The sequence below is a fragment of the Embleya sp. NPDC059213 genome, assembly GCF_042754445.1.
Classification (GTDB): Bacteria; Actinomycetota; Actinomycetes; order Streptomycetales; family Streptomycetaceae; genus Embleya.
Map to the genome: position 1 here is coordinate 55,615 of NZ_JBHZAV010000026.1, position 22,206 is coordinate 77,820.

At 73.2% G+C, this 22,206-nt stretch carries 14 protein-coding genes; 8 read left to right on the top strand and 6 right to left on the bottom strand.

Annotated elements, in window-relative coordinates:
• Positions 1-82 precede the first annotated feature (82 nt).
• From ACFXMF_RS13225 to ACFXMF_RS13235, 3 genes are all read left to right on the top strand, one after another.
• Complete coding sequence (locus ACFXMF_RS13225; RefSeq protein WP_379988626.1) at positions 83-7,462, top strand: amino acid adenylation domain-containing protein; 7,380 nt, start codon at positions 83-85, stop codon at positions 7,460-7,462.
• A complete protein-coding gene (locus ACFXMF_RS13230; RefSeq protein ID WP_360320693.1) occupies positions 7,449-7,664 on the top strand; it encodes an MbtH family protein in 216 nt (71 codons plus the stop codon). Before ACFXMF_RS13225 ends, ACFXMF_RS13230 begins: the two co-directional genes overlap by 14 nt.
• A gap of 110 nt (positions 7,665-7,774) precedes the next feature.
• Positions 7,775-9,256, top strand: a complete 1,482-nt coding sequence (locus ACFXMF_RS13235; protein ID WP_379988642.1) for a DHA2 family efflux MFS transporter permease subunit — start codon at positions 7,775-7,777, stop codon at positions 9,254-9,256.
• Here the strand turns inward: ACFXMF_RS13235 and fes are convergent.
• Positions 9,236-10,459: an enterochelin esterase gene (gene fes, locus ACFXMF_RS13240; protein ID WP_379988641.1), complete on the bottom strand. Its 1,224-nt coding sequence runs from the start codon at positions 10,457-10,459 to the stop codon at positions 9,236-9,238. The two genes, ACFXMF_RS13235 and fes, sit on opposite strands and share 21 nt — an antisense overlap.
• A 133-nt stretch (positions 10,460-10,592) precedes the next feature.
• The gene (locus ACFXMF_RS13245) at positions 10,593-11,621 is read right to left on the bottom strand and encodes an ABC transporter substrate-binding protein (RefSeq protein WP_360320702.1); all 1,029 of its coding nucleotides are present in this window, start codon (positions 11,619-11,621) and stop codon (positions 10,593-10,595) included.
• 242 nt (positions 11,622-11,863) lie between these two features.
• Between ACFXMF_RS13245 and ACFXMF_RS13250 the strand changes: the two genes are divergently transcribed.
• Positions 11,864-12,781 (top strand): S1 family peptidase, encoded by a 918-nt coding sequence (locus ACFXMF_RS13250; RefSeq protein ID WP_379992797.1) that lies wholly within the window; start codon positions 11,864-11,866, stop codon positions 12,779-12,781.
• Between the two features lie 25 nt (positions 12,782-12,806).
• On the opposite strand, the gene ACFXMF_RS13255 is transcribed toward ACFXMF_RS13250, so the two are convergent.
• From ACFXMF_RS13255 to ACFXMF_RS13265, 3 genes are all read right to left on the bottom strand, one after another.
• Positions 12,807-13,289, bottom strand: a complete 483-nt coding sequence (locus ACFXMF_RS13255) for a peroxiredoxin (protein ID WP_380017991.1) — start codon at positions 13,287-13,289, stop codon at positions 12,807-12,809.
• Positions 13,290-13,377: 88 nt separating this feature from the next.
• A complete protein-coding gene (locus tag ACFXMF_RS13260; RefSeq protein ID WP_360320711.1) occupies positions 13,378-13,818 on the bottom strand; it encodes a DUF5360 family protein in 441 nt (146 codons plus the stop codon).
• A 57-nt stretch (positions 13,819-13,875) separates the two neighbouring features.
• Positions 13,876-14,415 carry a TetR/AcrR family transcriptional regulator gene (locus ACFXMF_RS13265; protein WP_360320714.1) on the bottom strand — a complete coding sequence of 180 codons (540 nt, stop codon included), beginning with the start codon at positions 14,413-14,415 and terminating at the stop codon, positions 13,876-13,878.
• Positions 14,416-15,311: 896 nt separating this feature from the next.
• Between ACFXMF_RS13265 and ACFXMF_RS13270 the strand changes: the two genes are divergently transcribed.
• Both ACFXMF_RS13270 and ACFXMF_RS13275 read left to right on the top strand, forming a co-directional pair.
• A complete protein-coding gene (locus tag ACFXMF_RS13270) occupies positions 15,312-16,844 on the top strand; it encodes an ArnT family glycosyltransferase (protein WP_379992304.1) in 1,533 nt (510 codons plus the stop codon).
• Positions 16,845-16,946: 102 nt separating this feature from the next.
• Complete coding sequence (locus ACFXMF_RS13275; protein WP_360320720.1) at positions 16,947-17,678, top strand: GntR family transcriptional regulator; 732 nt, start codon at positions 16,947-16,949, stop codon at positions 17,676-17,678.
• 109 nt (positions 17,679-17,787) lie between these two features.
• On the opposite strand, the gene ACFXMF_RS13280 is transcribed toward ACFXMF_RS13275, so the two are convergent.
• Positions 17,788-18,672, bottom strand: coding sequence for a GntR family transcriptional regulator (locus ACFXMF_RS13280; RefSeq protein WP_379992303.1), 885 nt, complete (start codon positions 18,670-18,672; stop codon positions 17,788-17,790).
• A gap of 469 nt (positions 18,673-19,141) precedes the next feature.
• Between ACFXMF_RS13280 and ACFXMF_RS13285 the strand changes: the two genes are divergently transcribed.
• Together ACFXMF_RS13285 and ACFXMF_RS13290 are read left to right on the top strand one after the other, a co-directional pair.
• Positions 19,142-21,130: a hypothetical protein gene (locus ACFXMF_RS13285; RefSeq protein ID WP_379992302.1), complete on the top strand. Its 1,989-nt coding sequence runs from the start codon at positions 19,142-19,144 to the stop codon at positions 21,128-21,130.
• A gap of 136 nt (positions 21,131-21,266) precedes the next feature.
• Positions 21,267-21,911 (top strand): TetR/AcrR family transcriptional regulator, encoded by a 645-nt coding sequence (locus ACFXMF_RS13290; protein ID WP_360320729.1) that lies wholly within the window; start codon positions 21,267-21,269, stop codon positions 21,909-21,911.
• Positions 21,912-22,206 lie beyond the last annotated feature (295 nt).

The following is a 22,206-nucleotide window of genomic DNA, read 5'->3' on the forward strand; positions in this document are numbered from 1 at the left end:
ATAGCTTAGGCTTACCTAACTTCACGTGCCGGGGACCGGTACGTGCCGTCTGTCGTCGTCGCGCCCCGGGAGTCTCCACACCATGCGTCCCCACCAGGCCGAGACCACCGTTCCGGATCCCGCCGAGACCGAGGCGCCCGTGCCGGCCCGTACCGGTCACCCGCACCCGGGCGCCGGGACCGACACCGGCTCCGCCCGCCTGCCACTGCTCGCCGCCCAGGCCGGCATCGTCTACGCGCAGGCCCTGATGCCGGACGACCCCGGTTACAACACCGGCGATCGGGTCGAGATCCGCGGCCCGCTGGACGCCGAGCTGTTCGCCCGGGTGTTGCGCCGCGTCGGCGCCGAGGCCGAGACCTTGCGTCTGTTGGTGGTGACCGGCACCGACGGCACCCCGGCCCAACGCGTCACCGACCACGAACACCCGGTGCACCTGCTCGACCTGCGCACCGCGCGGGACCCGGCGGCCGAGGCCCGGGCGTGGCTGTACGACGACCTGGCCCGCGCCGTCGACCCGACCACCGGCCCGCTGGTCACCCACGCCGTGTTCCGGCTCGCCGACGAACTGCACTGGTGGTACCGGCGCGTGCATCACATCGCGGTGGACGCCTACGCGCTCGCCCTGATCGACCGCCGCGTCGCCGAGTCGTACACCGCGCTCACCCGCCAAGTTCGGCCCACCCCCAACCCGTTCGGCACCCTGCGCCAACTGGTCGCGGAGGAGGCCGACTACCGAGGGAGCGAAGCGTACGACACCGACCGCGCTTTCTGGCTCGATCGCCTCGCCGATCACCCCGAACCGGTCACCCTCACCCGGGAACCGGCAACTCCCCTGCCCACCGGCCCGATCCTGCGTCGCAGCGTCGAACTCACGCCGGCCCGCACCGCGCGCCTGACCGAGGCCGCCTCGATCGCCCGGGCCACCTGGGCCGAACTGCTCATCGCGGCCACCGCCGGCTATCTGCACCGCACCACCGGCGCCCGGGAGATCGTGCTCGGCCTCCCGCTGCTGAATCGACGCAGCCCCACCGCACTGCGCACCCCGGCGATGACGGTCAACATCCTGCCGTTGCGAGTGCGCGTACAACCCCGGGACACCGCGCCCGAGTTGCTGCGCCGAGTCGTGCTCGAACTGCGCGCCGTGCGCCGTCACCAGCGGTTCCGCCAGGAGGACCTGCTGCGCGAACCGGGCGCGTCGGGCCGGGGCCGCCCGCTGTACGGACCGATGGTCAACATCAAGGCGTTCGAAGGCGACCTGGCCCTGGGCGAAGCCGTGGGCCGGGTGCACAACCTGGCCGCCGGCCCGGTGGACGACCTGGCCGTCGGCGTGGTCCCGACCGCCGACGGCGGCCTGCGCATCGATCTGGACGCCCATCCCGCGCGCTACTCCCCCGACGACCTGGCCGGTCACGAACTCGGCGTGCTGCGCTACCTCGACGCACTCGTCGAGCTGCTGCACGAGGCACCCGAGCGGCCGATCGGCCGGATCGACCTGCTCACCCCCGCCGAGGTCGCCCGGGCCACCGCCGGCCGCGCCGAACCGCCCGCCGACCTCACCCTGCCCGAGGCGTACTCCCGCCAAGCCGCCCGCACCCCGAACGCCGTCGCGGTCCGCGCCGGCGCGGACACCCGCACATTCGCCGAGATCGAGTCGGCCGCCAACCGCCTTGCCCACGAGCTGATCGCGATCGGGGTGACCGCCGAGATCCCGGTGGCCGTCGCGCTGCACCGGGGCGCGGACACCGTGGTCGCCCTCCTCGGCGTACTCAAGGCCGGCGGCGTCTGCCAGTTCCTCGATCTCGGCCACCCGGCCCGGCGGATCCGCGACGTGCTCGCCGACACCACCCCGGGCTGCCTGATCGCCGCCGCCGACACGATCGCGGCGCTGCCCGAACACAGCATCCCCACCGTGCTGTTGGACGATCCGGCCACCCGTACCCGACTGGCCGCGCGCCCGGATCGGGCCCCGCAGCCGCCCCGCCCGGGGCAGAGCGCGTATGTGATCCACACCTCCGGCTCGACCGGCCGGCCCAAGGGTGTCGCGGTCACCCACGCCTCGCTCGCCAACCTCTACGAGAGCCACGCCACCGACCACATCGCGCCCGCCGTCGAGCGCACCGGCCGCGCCCGGCTGCGGATCGCGCACAGCGCGTCGTTCGCGTTCGACGCCTCGTGGGACCCGGTGTTGTGGATGGTGCACGGCCACGAGCTGCACCTGCTCGACGACGCCGGCTACCGCGATCCGCTCGCCCTGCTCGGCTACCTGCACGAACACCGGATCGACTACCTGGACGTGACGCCCACCTACGCCGAGGCACTGCTCGCCGAGGGCCTGGACGCACCCGACCGGCACCACCCGGCCGTGCTGGTGGTCGGCGGCGAGAGCGTCGCCGAGCCGCTGTGGCGACGGCTCGCCGCGATCCCGGGCAGCCGACCGATCAACCTGTACGGACCCACCGAAACCACCGTCGACGCCTACTTCTGGGGCCCGGACGGCACCGGCGGGCCGGTCCGGGCCTCGCGCGCCTACGTCCTGGACGCCTCGCTGCGCCCCACCCCCGTCGGCGTCACCGGGGAACTTCACATCGCCGGCGCCTGCCTGGCTCGCGGCTACCTGAACCGGCCCGACCTGACCGCCGAGCGGTTCGTCGCCGACCCGTTCGGCGCCACGCACGGCGATCCGGGTGCCCGGATGTACCGCACCGGCGACCTGGCCCGGCGCCGCGCGGACGGCACCCTCGAACTGCTGGGCCGGGCCGACGAACAGGTCAAGATCCGCGGCTTCCGGATCGAACCCGGCGAGATCCAGGCGGTGTTGGCCGCCCACCCGGACATCGCGCAGGCCGCGGTGATCGCCCGGGACGCGGCGCACGGCAAGCGCCTGCTGGGCTACGTCGTCCCCGTCGCCGGGCGCGCTCCGGCGCCCGAGGCGCTCCGAGCCCACCTGGCCGCCCGGTTGCCCGAGCACATGGTGCCGGCGGCGGTGCTCGTGTTGTCCGCGCTGCCGCGCACCGCCAACGACAAGATCGACCAGCGCGCGCTGCCGGACCCGGCGTCGAGCGCGCCCGGTCTGCGGGAGGGACCTCGCGGACTGCACGAGGAGATCATCTGCGATCTGTTCGCGGCCGTCCTGGAATTGGCCGAACAACCGGCCCGAGACGCCGACTTCTTCGAGCTGGGCGGCCATTCGCTGCTCGCCGCGCGACTGGCCGCCCGGGCCCGGGAGAGTTTCGAGGCACCGATCGGTCTGGCCGACGTGTTCCGCCGGCCGACGCCGGCGGGCCTGGCCGAACTCGTCCGGTCCGGGAGCGCGCCGCAATCGCGCCCGGTGCTGGAGCCGGTGGCGCATCCCGCCGACCGGCTGCCGCTGTCCGCCGCGCAGCAGCGGTTGTGGTTCATGTACCGGCTCGAAGGCCCCAGTCCGACCTACAACATCCCGCTCGTCCTGACCCTGACCGGCCCGCTGGAGCACTCCGCGCTCGAACATGCGCTGGTCGACCTCGTGGCCCGGCACGAGACGCTGCGCACCGTCTACCCGATGGTCGGTGACGAGGAGACACCGAGCCAAGCGCCGAAACCGGCCGAGGCGGGCGCGGCGGGCACGCCGGGCGAGGCGGGCGCAGCAGACTCGTCGGGGGAGGTGTGCGAGACGGGCGAGCCCTACCAGCGCATCCTGACCGTGGACCGGGCCCGTCCCGAGCTGCATCTCGCCGCGCCGGGCGAATCGATCGCCGACGCCGTGCGCCACCGCTTCGACCTCGCGGTCGAACCTCCCCTGCGCGGCACCCTGTTCCGCACCGACGAGCACACCCACACGCTGGTCCTGGTGTTGCATCACATAGCCGGCGACGGCGCGTCCACCACACCGCTCGCGCGTGACCTGGCCACCGCCTACGCGGCCCGGGTCGCCGGTCGCGCACCGGAGTTCACGCCGCTGCCGGTGCGCTACCCGGACCATGTCGCGTGGCAGGCCCGCCTGCTCGGTGGTCCCACCTCGCCCACCCCCCTGGCCGCCCGGCAACTCGACTTCTGGAAGCGCACCCTCGCCGGTCTGCCGGACGAACTCGACCTGCCCACCGACCGACCCCGCCCGCAGATTGCCTCGTACGCGGGCGACACCGTGCCGTTCCACCTCGATGCCACCGCGCACGCCGGGCTCGCCGAGTTGGCCCGGGAGAGCGGCACCAGCGTGTTCACGGCCGTCCAGGCCGCCTTGGCCGCGCTGCTCACCCGGCACGGCTGCGGCACCGACATCCCGCTGGGCATCCCGGTCGCGGGCCGCGACGACGACGCGACCGCCGACCTGGTCGGGTTCTTCGTCAACACCCTGGTCCTGCGCGCCGACACCTCCGGCGCGCCGAGCTTCCGCAAACTGCTGGACCGCGTGCGCACCGCGACCCTGGCCGGGTACGACCACGCCGACGTGCCGTTCGACCGGGTCGTGGACGAGCTCAATCCGCCGCGCTCGCCGGCCCGGCACCCGCTGTTCCAGGTGCTGATCGCGTGGCAGTCGTTGCCCGACACCGAGTTCGCGCTCGGCCCGCTGACCGCGCGGATGACCGCGGTGCCGTCCGGGACCGCCAAGTTCGACCTCACCTTGAACGTGGGCGAGCAACCCGGGCGCGGCGTGGGCGGGTTCGTGGAGTTCCGCACCGACCTGTTCGACCGGGCCACCGTGCTGGGCCTGTCCCGGCGACTCGCCGCGCTGCTCACCGCCGCCGTCGCCGACCCGGACGCGCCGATCGACGCGCTGCCGCTGCTGGACGAGGCCGAGCGGCACCGCGCCCTGGTCGAGTGGAACGCCGGCCCCACCGCCACGGCGACCGCGTCGGCCACCCTGGTCGCCCGCTACGAACAGGCCGCCCGGACGCATCCCGAGCGGATCGCGGTGAGTTGCGCGGGCCTGTCGCTGAGCCACGCCGAACTCTCCGCCCGGGCCAACCGCCTGGCCCGGCTACTGGTCGCCCGGGACATCGGCCCCGGCGACATCGTCGCGCTCGCGCTGCCGCGTTCGCCCGAGTTGGTGGTGGCCCTGCTCGCGGTCGCCAAGGCGGGCGCCGCCTACCTGCCGCTCGACCCGGACTACCCGGCCGATCGGCTCGCCTACATGCTCGACGACGCCGAGCCCGTCGTCCTGCTCACCGACTCGGCGACCGCCCGCCGGTTGCCCGCGCACGACCTGCCCCGGATCGCGGTGGACGGCAAGGACGCGGACGCCTATCCGAGTTCGGACCTGGGTCAGCACCAGCGCAAGCGCCCGCTGCGGGCGAGCGATCCGGTGTACGTGATCTACACCTCCGGATCCACCGGTCAGCCCAAGGGAGTGCCCGTCACCCATCACAACGTGGCCCGACTGTTCACCGCGACCGACCACTGGTTCGGCTTCGGTCCGGACGACGTCTGGACCCTGTTCCACTCCTACGCGTTCGACTTCTCGGTCTGGGAACTGTGGGGCGCGCTGCTGTTCGGTGGCCGGCTGGTCGTGGTGCCGCACCTGGTCAGCCGCGATCCGGCCGAGTTCCTCGACCTGCTCGCCCGGGAGCGGGTCACCGTGCTCAACCAGACACCGTCCGCGTTCCACCAACTGGTGGCCGCCGATCGGGAGCGCCCCGGGCGCGAACTGGCGCTGCGCTACGTGGTCTTCGGTGGCGAGGCGCTGGAGCCGGCCCGGCTCGCCGACTGGTACGAGCGGCACGCCGACGACGCGCCGCGGTTGGTGAACATGTACGGCATCACCGAGACCACGGTGCACGTGTCCTACCACCCGTTGGACCGCGCGTCGGCCGCCGCCGGCACGGCGAGCACGATCGGGGTGAACATCCCTGATTTGCGGGTGTATGTGCTCGACCATCGGCTCCAGCCGGTCCCGCCCGGGGTGACCGGGGAGATGTACGTGGCCGGCGAGGGCCTCGCGCGCGGCTATCTGGGTCGGCACGCGCTCACCGCGGGCCGCTTCGTGGCGGATCCGCACGCGGCCCGGTTCGGCGAGCGGGGGGCCCGGATGTATCGCTCCGGCGACCTGGCCCGGCGCCGCGCGGACAGCACCCTGGACTACCTCGGCCGGGCCGACCAGCAGGTCAAGATTCGCGGCTTCCGGGTCGAACTCGGCGAGATCGAGGCGGTCTTGGCGGCCCATCCGGAAGTCTTCGACGCGGCCGTGGTGTTGCGCGAGGACACTCCCGGCGACAAACGACTCGTGGGCTACGTGGTCGCCGCGCCGTCCCTGGACGGGCCCGCCCTGCGCGAGTACGCCGCCGCGACCCTGCCCACGCACATGGTGCCGTCGGCCGTGGTCGTGCTCGACCGACTGCCGCTGACCGCGAACGGCAAGCTGGACCGCAAGGCGCTGCCACGCCCGGAACACACCGCCGCGAGCACCGCCGGTCGGGCCCCGCGCGGACCGCGCGAGGAACGCTTGTGCGCGTTGATCGCCGACGTGCTCGGGGTGCCCTCGGTCGGTGTGCACGACAACTTCTTCGACCTGGGCGGGCATTCGCTGCTCGCGGTGCGACTGGCCGGGCGGATCAGGTCGGCCCTGGGCGCGGACGTGGGTATCGGCACGATCTTCCAGGCGCCCACTGCCGCCGGCCTGGACGCCGCGTTGGAGGCGACGGAACGCGCCGACGCGCTGGACGTGCTGCTGGCGCTGCGCCCCGCCGGGTCGGCGGCGGCGGACCGGGAGCGGGCGCCGCTGTTCTGCGTGCATCCGGCCGGCGGTCTGTCCTGGTGCTATGCGGGCCTGATCCGCAACCTGCCGGCGGAAATGCCGCTGTACGGCCTCCAGGCCCAGGGCGTGGGCCCGGCGACCGCCGGCGAGCCGCTGCCCGAGACGCTGGAGGAATTGGCCGCGCACTACGTCGACCGGCTGCGCGAGGTGCACGGGGACGGCCCGTACCGGCTGCTCGGCTGGTCGACCGGCGGAATCATCGCGCACGCGATGGCCACCCGGCTCCAGGAGTCGGGCCACGAGGTGGAGTTGCTCGCGATCCTGGACGCGTATCCGGCCGAGGGTTTTCGCGAGTTGCCCGTGCCCGATCTGGCAGAGGCGCTGGAGGCGCTGCTCACCATGGGCGGCTACGGACCGGAGATCCTGGCCGGGGCGCCCCTCGAACTCGCCGAGGTGATCGCGGTGTTGCGCCGCGAGGGCAGCCCGCTGGCCGGGCTGGACGAGGCCACGATCGAGGCGCTCAACGACATCTACCTCAACACCAATCACCTGGTCCGCGGCTTCGACCACCGGGTGTTCCGCGGCGACGTGCTGTTCTTCCGGGCCACCGTGGACACCATCGACGAGACCCTCACCCCCGACACCTGGGCCCCGTACGTGAGCGGTCGGATCGACAACACGAACGTGGCCTGCTCACACAAGGACATGACCCTGCCCGGCCCGATCGCGCAGATCGCGCGTGTGGTCCGGGACCGCCTCACCGAGTTGGAGAGCCACTCCCATGACCCCTCGTGACCACGACACCCCGCCGAACCCGTTCGACGACGACACGGGCGACTTCCTGGTGCTGGTGAACGACCTCGGGCAACACTCGTTGTGGCCCGACTTCGCCGCCGTGCCGGAGGGCTGGACCGGCGTGCACGGGCCGTGTGCGCGCTCGGCGGCGCTGGACTGGGTCACCGGGCACTGGACCGACCTCGGCCCGGCCGCGCGGTGACCGCGCACCACCCCGAACCGGCCGCACCCACGACACCAGCGGCACCGGCGGCACCGGCGACCGCCAAGCGTGCCGCCGGGTGGGTCGTGATCGTCGTCTACACCGCGGCGATGTGCATGAACGGCCTGGATTCGACGATCGTCAATCCGGCGCTGCTGACCATCGCGGAGGACTTCGACCGGCCCGCGGTGGCCGCGAACACGGTGGAAATCGCGTTCCTGGTCGCCCTGGTGGTCGCGCTGCCGGTCGCCGGGCGGTTGAGCGATCGTTTCGGTACCAAGCGGGTCTTCCTCGGCTCGCTCGCCGTGTTCACCGCCGCGTCGGCCGCCTGCGGGTTGTCCCGGGACCTGGTCCCCCTGGTGCTGGCCCGCGTCGTACAGGGCCTGGCGGGCGGGCTGTTGACGCCGGTCGGGATGACCATCCTGTTCACCGCGTTCGCGCCGCACGAGCGGATGAAGCTGGCCAAGTGGTTGATCGTGCCGACCGCGCTGATGCCCGCGCTGGGTCCGCCGCTGGGCGGGTTCCTGACCGAGCACCTGTCCTGGCACTGGCTGTTCCTGGTCAACGTGCCGATCGGCACGGCCGCCGTGTTGCTCGGCCTGTTCGGGCTGCGCGAGCATCGGGAGGGAGTGCGCGGGCCGTTCGACCGGATCGGGTTCTGGCTCACCACGCCGACGCTCGGGCTGCTCACCTACGCGCTCGGCTTCGGGCCGTCGCAGGGCTGGAGTTCGCCGGCCATCGCGGTCTCGGGAGTCCTCGGCCTGGTCCTGCTGGTGGTCGCCGTCGCCCACCAACTTCGCTCCGCCGAACCGTTGTTGCGACTTCGACTGCTGAGTGATCGGGCGTTCGGCGCGGCCGGCGCGCTGGCCCTGCTCACCTCGGCCGGGCTGATGGGCGTGTTGTTCGTCTTCCCGCTGCTGTACCAGGCGGCGCTCGGCGCCTCCGCGCTGGACGCGGGCCTGGGGGTCTTCCCCGAGGCGGTCGGGCTGATGTTCGCGTCCCAGGTGGTCGACCGGTTGTTGCCCCGGCTGGGCCCTCGGCGGCTGGCCACGCCCGCGTTGTTGTCGGCCGCGCTGGTGTTCGGCGCGCTCGCGCTGCCCGGGGTCGCCGACAACGCCTGGGCGGTACGGGTGTTGATGTTCGCCGTCGGGCTGGTGCTGGGCACCGCCGTGCTGACCGTGCAGATCGCCGGGTTCGGCGAGATCGAGCCGCCGGACATGGGCCACGCGATGGCCCTATTCACCATCGTGCGCACGCTGGGCGGTTCGCTCGGGATCGCGGTCGGCGCCGCGGTGATCGAGGCGGGCGGCGGGTCGGGGCACGACGCGAGTTCGCCCGGGCCGTACCGCGCGGCGATCTGGGTCACCGCCGTACTGGTCGCGATCGGTGCGGTGTTCGCGCTGCGGTTGCCCCGCGAGGCGCCGGCTCCACCGCCGTTCGGGGACGACGACGCGGAACCGACCGCCGACCCCGACCCGGAGCCGAACCACGCGGGAGCGGCCACCGACCCCGGCCCGGCGCCGAACCGTCCGGGGCGGGCCACCGACCCGGACCCCGAGGCGGCCGGCGCCTCAGCCTCCGGCCGAGGCTGACAGCAGTCCGACGAGTCCGACGGCGAGCCCGCCGCGCCAGCAGGCGTAGTCGTGGCCGCCGTCGAACTCGGTGTAGGTGAGTGGGTAGCCGCGTTCGAGCAGGACATCCCGCAGGCGTCGGTTCTCGGCGACCAGCATCCACTCCAGCAACCCCACCTCGACGTGGAACCGGATCGGCAGCCGTTCGGTCGTCGCGAACCGCCGGGTCAACCACTCGGGGCCGTCGTTGCCCTCGTCCGGGTCGGGCCACCAGAACGACCCGGACTGGGACAGCACGTTGCCGAACCGGTCCGGCCGGTGCAGGGCCGCGAAGGCGGCGGTCAGGCCGCCCGCGCTCTGGCCGACGACCACGGTGTGCGCGGGATCGGGGTCGAACCCGTAGTGCCGACCGGCCCACGGCAACAACACGTCCGCCAACCAATCCACGAACGCCTCGCTACAGGTCAGGTCGGCGATCCGCCGATCCCGACCCATGGTGTCCACGAGCAGCGCGAGGGTCGGCGGAATCCGGCCCTCGGCATGCAGGTTGTCCAGCGTGTCGCCGATGTCGAGCACCGAGCCCCAGACCTCGCCGTCAAGGAATACGGCGACCCGGAAGGGCTCCGGGCGGACGCCGGCGGGTACGAGCACGCTCACCCGGCGTCCGGCCACCGTGGTGTCCAGACGCGAGCCGCGCGGCACGCCCGGCCGGCGGCGCACCCACGGCTGCGCGGGCGCGTCCGGCAGCGCCAGCACCGAGGACGGATTGCGGCCGTCCCGCGCGGCCAGCGTGGGCGCGTGGTTGTACGGGTCGGGCACCGCGCCGTCCAACACGCCCAGCCAGGCGGCCCGATCGGTGCGCAGCAGTTGCGCGCGAGCCCCGGTGCCGACGAAGAACTGGTACGACGCGCGCAGGTCGGCGGGCAGCCGATGGGTGAGCGCCCACACGTCGGTGCCGGGCAGTCGGCGCATCAGATGCGGCGTCAGATCACCCGCGTGCCGGTCCCGGTCGGTGAACGTGTGCAGCAGCGCGAGCACGTCCCGGGCGGGCGCCGTCGGGTCGTCCCGCCACACGAAGGTGACCAGGCGCTGCCCGGGGTCGGCCGGATCCGGCTCGACCAACGGGGCGCCGACCGCCTCGACCCGGGCCCAGAACTCGGCGCCGGCGTCGGCTCGGCCGGCGGCGACCGCCTCGGTCAGCGCGTGCAGGATCGGGGTGTCCATGATGGTCGGCTTTCTGCGCGAGGACGAACGGGGCGGTCGGACGGACGCGGGCCCGCAACGGCGGCGGCCCCGGGGCGCGTTGCGCGTCCCGGGGCCGGTCGCGGCCGATGCCGGCGGGTCGGACGGCGGCGGATCAGGAGGTGGCGGACAGCGCCTTCGCGATGTCGCCGAGCACCACGTCGGCGGCCAGCGGACCGCCTCGGGTGGACCACACCGAACCGTCCACGGTGACCACGTGGTTCTTCTTGACCACGTTCAACTCCTTGTACGCCGGCTTCTCCTGGACCTCCTTGAGCGCGCTCGCGCCGTCCGCGGTGAGCGTGCCCAGGAACAGCCAGTCACCGTCGATCTCGGCGATCTTCTCCAGGCTCAACGCGGGAGTGTGCGCGTTGCCGTCCTTGTCCTGCGCCTTGGGCCGGGTCAGCCCCATGTCGAGCGCGACGCCACTGGCGAACTGGCGCTTCTCCATCCAGCTCGGGCCGTTCGGGTTCCAGCGCACGATGCTCACCGCGGCGCCCTTGTTCGCGGTCAGGTCCTCGCCGGTCTTCTTCGCCTTGGCCTCGTAGTCGGTGATCACCTTGTTCGCCTGGTCCAGCTTGTTGACCGCGTTGCCGATGCCGCGGAAGGACAACTTCCAGTCGTCGGTGGGGGCCATGGTGACCAGCGTCGCCGGGGTGATCCTGCGGAGTTGCTTGAGCACCTGCTCGTCCTGCATGTCGCCGGCCAGGATCAGGTCCGGCTTGGCCGCGATCACCTTGTCCATCACCGGCTGGAGCAGGTTCCCGACCACCTCGATGCCCTTGACCTTGTCGGTCAGGTAGGCGGGCGGCTTGTCCAGGCCCTGGCCGTTGGTGATGCCGACCGGCTTGACGCCGAGCGCGAGCACCGCGTCCAGGTCCTCCTGGGTGAGCACCACGACGCGCTTGGGGCTCGCCGGCACCTGGACCGCGGTGCCGGTCGCGTCCTTGACGGTGCGGGTGCCGCCGGCCGAGTCGCCGGCGGCCGGCGCGGCGCCGCTCTGGTTCGCGGCGGGCTTGGTGTCCGACTTGGAGTCCGAGTCGGAACCGCACCCGGTGAGCAGCAATCCGGCCGCCCCCGCCACGGCGAGCAGCCGAACCACGCGCCGCCGGGCGGTCGCGAGCGAGCGATGAGATGAGGGCATGTGGGGCTCCGGGCACGAGTAAGGACGGGGGTCGGGCTCGGCACGACCCCCGGGGTCGTGCTTAGGTTAGCCTTACCTTCCATGAGTTGCGCAAGACGGTACGGATCGCCATCCGCCCGGGTGGCGCACGTCACGCCCGGCCGCGAAGGCGCGGTGCTCGTGCGGGGATCGCATCCTCCGTTCGGGTGACGCCGGCGCGGTGGGCCGCCCTCCGCCGGGCGTCGGTCCGTACGGTGTCCGGCATGAAGCGGACCACCGTGACGCGTTCGATGTTGTCGATGGCCGCAGCGGCCGCGCTCGTGCTGAGCACCCAGGCCGGACCGGCGGCGGCCGACCCGCCCGCCGCCGGTTGCCTCGTCGACCGACTGGAGCAACTGCGCGCGCTCCAGCACCGGTTGGACGGCCTCGCGCTGGACGGCCTGGCCGGCGCCGGCCAGTACTGGTACGTCGATCACCAGCGCTGCACACTCACCATCGGCATGCTGCGCGGCGCCGCCGACCCGGCCACCTCGAACTTCCTCGCCACCGCCCGACTGACGCCCGCGCCGGTCGACATCGTCCACCTCGGCGCGGCGATCCGCCCCCGGCTGGCCCGGGGCCCGGCCGCCGACCCGAACTCCCGCCCCCCGAACGGGTTCCACGGCGGCAGCACGATCTACAGCGGGCTCACCGGCACGGTCTTCATCTGCACCGCCGGCTTCAACGGCTACCGCCCGAACACGACCGCCACGGCGGGCCATTGCGCCCGGGACGCGTCCACCTGGTACGACGGCACCGGCTCCCTGATCGGCACCGTCGGCCAGTACCGCTTTCCCGACGCCGACTGGGCGGTGATCCCCGCGGCCGAGGGCCTGCCGCTGGCCGGCGACATCGTCGACGGCAACTCCACCACCAGGATCACCGGCTTCGCCAAACCCCGACTGCACGACCGGATCTGCGCCACCGGCGCCTCCAGCGGCACCCGGTGCGGCACCGTCGACGCCGTCGACGTCACCGTCAACTACCCCGAGGGCGCCGTCACCGGCCTGGTCCGCAGCACCCAGTCCGGCGCCGCCGGCGACTCCGGCGGCCCGGTCCACATCGGCTCCACCGGCGTCGGCCTGATCAGCGGCGGTCCCTCGGAGGGCGCCCCCACGTTCATCCAACCCCTGAACTTCTGAACACCCGGCATCCGGGCGCCGTCGCTCAGCCGCGCAGGAGTTTCAGTTGGGCGGTCAGGGTGTCCATGCCTCGGTAGGTGAGGCCGACCAGGGCGACGTGTTTCCAACGGAGGATGCCCTGGGCGTCGATGATGAAGACGGCTCGACGGAGGGCGTTACTGCCCAGGCCGATGCCGTAGGAGTCGATCGCCCTGTGGTCGGTGTCGGCGAGCAGGGGCATCCGCAGGTTGTGCTTGCGGGCGAATTTCTCGTGGCTGTCCAGGTCCTGTGGGCTGATGCCCCAGACGGTGGCATCCAGGTCGACGAACTGTTCGAAGCCGGAGGAGTACGAGCACAGTTGCCTGGTGCAGACCGCCGTGTCGTCGCCGGGGTAGAAGGCCAGCACCAGGGGACGGCCGAGTTGGCCGGACAGGGTCAGCGGTTCGCGGCGGGCCTCGCCGTCGGTCAGGTGAACCGCGTCGAGGGTGAAGTCCGGTGCCGGGGCACCGATCTCGGGGGTCTTGGACACGTCGTGGTCTCCTCGGGCGAGGCGGGGGCGGAGTGCGGTCGCGGTGCGAGGCCGGCCGCGCCTCGCACCGCGACGTTACCCGGGTCGCTCAGGGCCCGACGAGCGCCGTACGTCGTACCAGCACGGTGATCGCGGGAAGTGGGAACAGCAGCAGGAACAGGTTCGGCGCCCACCATTCGAGGGCGAAGTCGCCGCGCAGCGCCCAGAACGCGACGGCCTGGAGGCCCGCGGTGCTGGTCAAAACGAGCGAGATCAGCATCAGCGGATGGGCGTTGCCGGTCGCGGTGCGCCGGCCCAGGCACAGCGCGGCCGGCCCGGTCAGCCCTGCGGCGAGGTCGAGCAACACGAACGAGTAGTTCCAGTCGCTGATCACCGGATCGGCGTAGTCCTTGTACGCGTACTCGGCCGGGATCAGCGCGAACAGAGTGACCGTCCAGTAGAGCAGGAAGCCCACGTCCGCGATGGTCATCGAGACCCGGGTGAAGCACATCAGGCCGGCGCCGGGCCGGCGCTCGGACGTGCTACCCACGGCTCGTTCCGCCACTCGGGTGGGGCACCGCGACACCGTCGACCGGCAGGCCCGCGATCACGGTGCGCCGCCGTTGCTGCGGATCAACTCGACCAACCGGGCCCGCAGATCGTTGTGCGCTTCGTCGTGCGGGACTCCCAGGTCGAGCAACCGGGCCATCCACCAGCCGTCCACGGCCATCCGAACCAGGTCGGCGACGGCCGGTTCCAGGCCGTCCCGAGCGAGGCGGCGCTGCCAGTGCGCGTATCGCTCGCGCAGGCACCCGAGCACCTCGGGGCCGCCGGCCGCGGCGACCAGCGCGAGCGGTACGCGGTCGATACCGCTGCGGTCCCCGGTCGGGGATTGCCCGGGAATGCTCGCGTCCAGCCAGGCCAGCGTGAACGCACCCGGTGGGCAACCCGGTTCGGGCAGCACCTCGTCGAACCGGTCGGCGAGCCGCTCGACCACGCCGCGTACCAGTTCCTGTTTGCTCGGGAAGTGATGCAGCAGGCCGCCCTTGCTGACGCCGGCCTCACGGGCCACCGCATCCAGACGGACCGCCTCCACACCGTCCCGGACCAGTATTCGCTCCACCGCGTCCAGTAGTCGATCGCGCACCGGCGCGCCCCCGTTCCCGCTCCCGAATCGCCCGGACCGTCCGGACGGTCGGGAGTCACCGTAGCAGCAGAAGGGCCCGTCGCGGGTGTCGGGATTTCGGGTGTGGTCGGGTTATCTCCCTTACACGACAAGGGAGTTGGTGAGCACGGCCCGAGCGGACCGGTCGATTGCTCGGCGGGCTCGGCCGGTCCGCTCGTGCCCCCACCGAAGCCGGCCCCCGCACGGCCGGCCGGGCCGGGCGGCGCGCCGGGCAGTGGGGTCACGGCCGACGCGCCCGGGACCGACGGCGGCGACGCGGGCCCGGTCGGCGCCGGCGGTTCGACGGAGGCGGGCTCCTCGGCCGTCGATTCGGCACCCGCCGATCGCGCGATGGGGGCGGCCGGGCGTCGGGCGATGTCGCGTGCGCCGCTGTCCGGCACGTTCGCCGCGGGCAGTTCCCGGAGCCGGTCCGCGTCCGGAGCCGGTCCGCGTCCGGGCGCCGGGCCGGGTCCTTGGCCGACAGACCCGGAATCGGTTCGGCCGGGCCACCCGCATGGCCCAGGCCACCCACTGCTCGCGTTCCGCCTCCGGCAACCGGCGGCCGATGCTCACCTGCTTGATCGCGACCCCGACGTGCAGCAGCTCGTCGGTCGCCCGCCGCACCACCCCCATGCCCCGGCGCCGAGCTGTTCGTGCAGCCGATACCGGGCGGCGACCCGGCGATCCGAACCCCGCGTGCCCATGGCAGGCCACCCCCGATCGACGCCGTGGGCCGGATTCGGTCACGGCGCCGGCAAACGGACATCTCGGGTTCCGCCGAATCGAGGCCGTCGACCCCGGAATTCGATCCCGACTCGTTGTATGGACCCGCACGCGAGTCTCTGCCGTACCGACCCCGGATCCGGCACCATGACGGAATGAGCCGTGTGGAGAAACGCACGTCGGCCGAACCGCTGCTCCCCGCACCGGTACCGCCCGCGCTGCCGCCGCTCGCGAAGCGACCGATCGTGCTGATCATGATCGCGGTCTTCGCGGTGCAGGTGGCACTGTCCGGGCGCTACGGCTTCCATCGCGACGAGCTGTACTTCGTGGTGGCCGGCCGACATCTCGCGTGGGGCTACGTCGACCAACCCCCGCTCACGCCGCTGCTCGCCCGCGCGTCCGGCGAGTTGTTCGGGGACCAGCCGCAGGACCTGCGGATATTCGCCGCGCTCGCGTGCGCGGCGACCGTCCTGGTCGTCGCGCTGATGGCACGCGAGTTCGGAAGCGGCCGGACCGGCCAGTTGCTCGCCGCGGCCTGCGCCGCCACCTCCGGGATCGTGCTGGGCGTCGGCCACCTGTGGTCCACCGCGACGCTGGACATCCTCGCCTGGCTCCTGGTGGCGTGGTTCCTGCTGCGGCTGCTGCGCACCGGCGACGGGCGCTGGTGGCTCGCGGTGGGAGCGGCCGTCGGCGGCGCGATGCTGAACAAGTACCTGGTCGGCTATCTCGTGGTGGCCCTGCTCGTCGGGCTGCTCGCGGTCGGCCCGCGCGAGGTGCTGCGCAGCCGCCTGCTCGGGGCCGGCGTCGCGGTCGCGGTCCTGCTCAGCGCCCCCGGCCTGATCTGGCAGGCCGGCCACGACTGGCCGCAGTTCACCGTCGCCGGCGGGATCAGCACGGACGACGGCGTGGAGAACCGGATCTTGTTCGTCCCGCTGCAAATCGCCTACCTGTCACCGCTGTTCGTGCCGATCTGGGTGGCCGGCGGGGTGCGGTTGTGGCGTTCGGCGGAGCTTCGCTGGGCTCGCTCGATACTGCCCGGATACCTGGTCCTGTGCGTCCTGGTGATCGGCTCCGGCGGCAAGTCGTACTACGCGTTGCCGCTGCTCCTGGTGCTGGTCGCGGCCGGCTGCGAGCCGACCGTGCGATGGGCCGCGTCCCGACCGGGTCGGCGGCTGCCGGTCGGCTCGATGCTCGTGGTCGCCACCGTCACGAGCGCGGTGATCTCGCTGCCGTTGCTGCCGGTCGGCCGGGTGAACGCGGTGATCGGGATCAACCCGGAACAGGGCGAGCAGATCGGTTGGCCCGAACTGGCCGACGCGGCGGCGGTGGCCTGGGTGCAGATCCCGGCCGAACAACGCGACCGGGCGGTGCTGTTCGCGGGCAACTACGGCGAGGCGGGCGCACTGGACCGATACGGTCCCGCCCGAGGGCTGCCGAAGCCGTATTCGGGCCACATGTCGTTCGCCGACTGGGGCCCGCCGCCGGACCGCGCCGACGGCCCGGTCGTGGTCGTGCGCGAGGGCGAAGTCACCAGAAGATATCGGGACTTCGTCGGCTGCAGGTTGGTCACTCGGGTGGACAACGGCATGGGCGTCGACAACGAGGAACAACACGCGGTGGTCGAACTGTGCGCGGGCACGGCGAAACCCTGGTCGCGCCTGTGGCCGGAGCTGCGGCACTTCTACTGACCGACGGGTCGACCTTCGGCATGCCCCGAGTCGACCGATGCACCCGACCCCGAATCGACGCCCGTCGCGCCCCCGGGACGCGGCCGGGCAGTGAGGAGCGTCATGGCGAATGCGAGTCCGCCCGGCTACCGCACCGGCGGCGAGGGCCGGCCCGGGTCGATGACCGGCTCGGCGTACCGGGAGGTCCGGCGTCGGGTGTTGCACCTGGAACTCGCGCCCGGCGCACGATTCACCGAGAAGGCGGTGGCCGGCGAACTGGGCATGAGCAAGACGCCCGTGCACGAGGCGCTCGCCCTGCTCGCCGAGGACGGTTTCGTGGAGGTGCTTCCGCGCAGCGGCTACCGGGTCTCCCGGGTCACCCTGCGCTCCGCGCGCGAATTGTTCGACCTGCATCGGGTGCTGGAGCAGGAGGCGGCGGGGGCGGTGGCCCGGCGGCCGGCCGAGGTGACCGCGCCGATGGCCCGCGAGAGCGCGTGGGTACGGAGCGCGGGGCCGGTCGAGGGCACGGACGCGTGGCTGGACCGATACACCCGGCTGCACCTGCTGCTCGGCGAGCTGGCGGGCAATCGACATCTGCGCCGCGTGTTGGGCGGGACCCTGCACGCCCACCATCGGCTGCTCCGCCTGTGCGTGGCCGCCGACGGGCCGCATCCGCGCTCGATCGCCGGCGACGACGCGCCGCTGCTGGACGCGCTCGCGGCGGGCGACCCGGACGCGGCCCGGCACGCGGTGCACACCCGGCTGAGTGGATGCCGCGAGCGGGTGCTGGACACGTTGCTCTCCAGTGACGCGCTCCTGGACGTGAACATCGCCGGCTCCGCGTCGGGACCGTGACCGGACCCGATCGCCGCACCGACGCGCGGCGGCGCCCGTACCCGACCCGGCCCCGGCCGGCGGCTCGGCGGGCGGGCACTCGACGGGCGCCGGCTCGGCGGGCGACGACTCAGCGGGCCCCGGCGCGAAGCAGGGTGCCCAGGTCCAGGTCGAGCAGGTCGACCGGCAGCTCGGCGGCGCAGCCGTCGCCGTTGCCGCGGCCCAGATGCGCGGCGACCGGCGGCACCAAGGCGCCGAACACGGCCGCGCCCAGTGCCCGGATGCCGTCCTCGACGGCGGCGGCGGCACCGTCCTGGTCGCCCGCCGCCAGTGCCGCGCTCAGCGGCCCGTGGTCGGGTGCCGGCCAGGTCGGCTCGCCGAGTACGGCGGCCAGGCACAGGTGGCGCAACTGGTGGCGCAGCACGTAGTCCTCGATCTCGGCCGCCCGCCCGTTGCCGGCCCGTTCGGCGAGCGCGGCGCCGAACCCCAGCCACCCGAGCGGCACGGACGCGAACCCGGCCCCCACACGCCCCCCGGCCCCCGCCGCCGGCCCGGACGTCGCATCGAGATCCGCAGCGGGACGCGCGTCGGGTGCCGCCCCGGGAGCCGACCCGGACGTCCCCCCCGCCGTCGACCCGCCGGCCAGCACCGTGCGCCGCCACGCCCGCGCCGCCTCGGGCAAGCCGCGCAGCCCCTCCGCATCGCGCCGGCCGGCCGCCAGTCGGGCCGCCAACGTCTCGATCGTCAGCCGCAGTTCGAGCAGTTCCCGGATGTCGCGCAGGGTGACCGGCATGACCAGGTAGCCAGAATGCGGCGCGACCGCGACCAGGCTCTCGTGGGTGAGCAGATTGAGCGCCTCGCGCACCGGCGTCTTGCCCATGTCCAGGGCGGTGGCCAGATCCCCTTCGCTGAACACCGTCCCGGGCGGCATCTCCAGGCGCAGGATGCGGCCTCGGATCGTCTCCCGGGCGAGGGCGGTCCGGCTCTTGGTACGCGCTGTCGGGCTCGGCGTCATGTCCGGATTCTCCTCGGATCCGGGCCGTATTCCGCTCGGCGACGAGGATCGGCGAAGATCGGCAAGCCGGTGCCGCGACCGGTTCACGGAATCCGACGACCCGCGTGTCGATCCCGACGGGACCGGACACTCCCATGCCGGCTGGGACTAATATCTCAGGCAGTCGGGTCTGCGACAAGAACACGGGGGTGCCGCGCGCCCGGGTGGTGCCCACAACGTGGGTCCTCGGCCATCGCCGACGCCGACTCCTGCGATGATCCTCGCGACGAGGAAGGTGGTTTCGGATGACCCGCGCGGCCCGCACGCCGACCGGCGCCGCTCCGAGGCGCGCTCGATCGGGCGTCGGCCGGCCGCCACCGATCCGCGACCGGGCCTACCATCGAAACCGTGTCGAAGGCTCCACCGACCACCTCCGCGAGCCGCACCCGCACGCCATTCCCTCGGGACGAACGACCTTGGACATCGACATATGACCGCGTCGCAGCACACCCGATCCGCATCCCCCGTCACGCTCCTGCGGGAATGGCGCGAGCGCACCGACGGCGCCGCCCTGCACGAGGCCCTGTTCCTCGGCCTGAACGTCGACCTGCCCTTCCTGGAGCGCGTCGCCGTCCCCCTCGCCCGCGGCCTCTCCGCCCGCGTCGCGATCCTCGGGGACGCCGCGCAGGAGGCGCACGACCCCCGCGAGGTGCGCGGCGCGGGTCTGGACTACCTCTACGCGCCCACGGTGTGTCCCGGTGGCCTGCGCGCCAAGCTGGTCGTACTGCTCGGCGAGCACGCGTGCCGGATCGCGATCGGCGGCGGCACCCCCGCACTGCCCGGCTGGGCGGGCGAGGACCGGTTGTGGACGGTGGTCGAGACCGAGGACGACGCGTCCAACGCGTTGCTGGCCGATGTCGCCGACTGGCTGGACAAGCTGCCCGAGGCGGCCGGGGTCGCGATGGCCCCGTGGGCGGGCGAGTATCTGCGCGAGATCGCCGCGCTGCTGACCGAGCGGCACATCCTGGCGGACGAGACGCCCGGGCCCGACGCACGACTGCTGGACAACCTCGACCGTTCGCTGCTGGACCAGGTGCCGGCCGGCCCGGTGGAGGAACTGCACGTGTACGCGCCGGCCGTGGATCCGGCGGGCGACACGCTGCGCGAGTTGATCGCCCGCCTGGCTCCCGCGCGGGTGCTGCTGGGGGTGCACGAGAACTGGTCGGGCCACACCGGCGCGATGTTGCGCACCGCACTCGGCGGTCGTCCCGCCGAGGTGCTCGTGTTGCCCGAACAGCAGCTGGTACACGGCCGGTTCGCGCAGTGGCGGATCGGCGACCGGTGGTTCGCGCTGACCGGGAACGCCGATCTGACCCGCGCCGGGTTCGCCGGCACCGCGGCGGCCGGCGGCGGCCTCGACCTCGCGGTGCGGACCGCCGGCGGTCCGGCGCTGTCGCTCGGCGAGGGCCGGACCACCTCGGTCGCCGGCCTGGACGCGCTGCGCGGCGTCGCGGCCGGCGCCGAACTCGTACTGCTCGGCGCCCGGGCGGACGGCGCGGGACTGCGCGTGGTGCTGGCCGAGGCCGCCCGCGAGCCGGTCACGGTGAGCACCTCGGCCGACGGATCGCCGGGCTCCTGGCGGGAGTTGGGCATCATCCCGAGCGGCGCCTCGAGCGCCGGCTTCCCGCCCGCGGCGGGCCAGGGGCCGGCCGTGCGGGGCAGCGTCACCCGCGCCGACGGCAGCGTGCTGCACTCCGCGGTGGTCTTCGCGTACAGCCCGGCCGCCGCCGCTCGACCGAGCGAGACCCGGCCCACCGCCCGCCCGGAACCCACGCCCGAGCCGCGCTCCGCGACACCCGCACCGGTGCGCGCGGTCGCGCCGCCGCGCCCGGTCGAGACGGCGCCCGCGCCGCTGGCGACTCCGCGCCCGCCGGCCCCGACTCCGACAGCGGCCCCGACTCCGCCGGCCGTGCCGTCGCCGGCGCCGCTGTACGTCCCCTCCCACGACGCCGAGCCGGTCCCGGCCGCACCCGCCGAGGACGGCCCGTACGCCGACGCGATCGAGGAGTTCGCCGCGCACGGCTGGGTCGCCGGCATCGAGGACGGGATCTGGCGGATCACCGGCTCGTTCGGCAACCCGGTCCCGATCGCGGCGGTGGCCGCGACGCGTCTGGCGCAGTACGGCGAGCCGGTACTGATCCAGGCCGGCAACGAGCGCCGGTGGGCCTTCATGGCCTGGCACGCGCCCGACCTGACACTGCTGAACTGGCCCGCCCGGAACTGGCGCAGCTACCAGATACGTCCCCCGGCCGACCCCGAGTCGCGCTTCCGCGGCGGCGACCTGGCGAGCGTTCCGGGCCGGGTGGGTCCGCTCAACCGGCAGATCGGCGACCCGCCGCCCGCGCTGCTGCGCGTGCTGGACGAGGTCGGCATCGGCTTCGCCGAACTGGTCAAGACGCTGCAACAGATCGGCGGCTGAGCGGCGGCCCGAAATCCCGCGCGGCGCGGCCGAGTTCGGCCGGATCGCGGAGCGAACGACCGTCGGCACACCGACCACCAACACGAACGTGCTTCGGAACGGCCGGAGCCCGTGTGCGAATTCAGGAGCAGGACCCATGGCGGAGCCACTCGCGGCGGACCTACGTGCCGACGGCCACACCGATTGGCGCGCGTACGGTCCGCTGTCGTTGCCGCCGATCCTGGCCGCTTCGCTCGCCGCGTTCGACGAGCACGGGTATCACGGGACGACCGTGCGCGACATCGCCCGCCGGGTGGGGGTGACGGTGCCGGCGCTGTACTACCACTACCGGAACAAGCAGGCGCTGCTGGTCGAGTTGCTGATCGGCTCGATGAACGCCGCACTCGGTCGCTGTCGGGGCGCCCTCGCCGAGGCCGACGACACACCCTCCGCGCGGTTCGCCGCACTGGTCGAGTGCATCGTGCTGTACATGGCGAACCGCGCGCCGCTGGCCTTCCTGGACACCGAGATGCGCAGCCTCGAACCCGACAACCGGGCCCGCTACATCGCGATGCGCGACGAACTCGAAGCCCTGATGCACGACGCGGTCCGAGACGGCGTGGCCCTGGGCGAGTTCACCACCCCATACCCGATCGACGCCGGCCGCGCCGTCATCACGAGCTGCCAGGCCGTAGCCAACTGGTACCGCCCCACAGGCCCCCTGACCCCCCAACAAATCGCCACCCGCTACGTAACCATCTCCCTGGCCACGGTCGCCCACACCCCCAAAACCAACCCCTGACCCACACCCAACCCCCAACACCGACCAAACACTTCCCAAGCCAAATCAGCCCGCGCCCCTGAGGCAATCAGCCCCGCCGACGCATGAGGCCACCCAGCCCGGCCAGCGCTTGAGGCGAACCAGCCCGGCCGGCGCATGAGGCGAACCAGCCCGGCCGGCGCATGAGGCCAAATCAGCCCCGCCGGCGCATGAGGCCAAATCAGCCCCGCCGGCGCATGAGGCGAACCCAGCCCCGCCGGCGCTTGAGGCGAACCAGCCCGGCCGGCGCATGAGGCCAAATCAGCCCCGCCGGCGT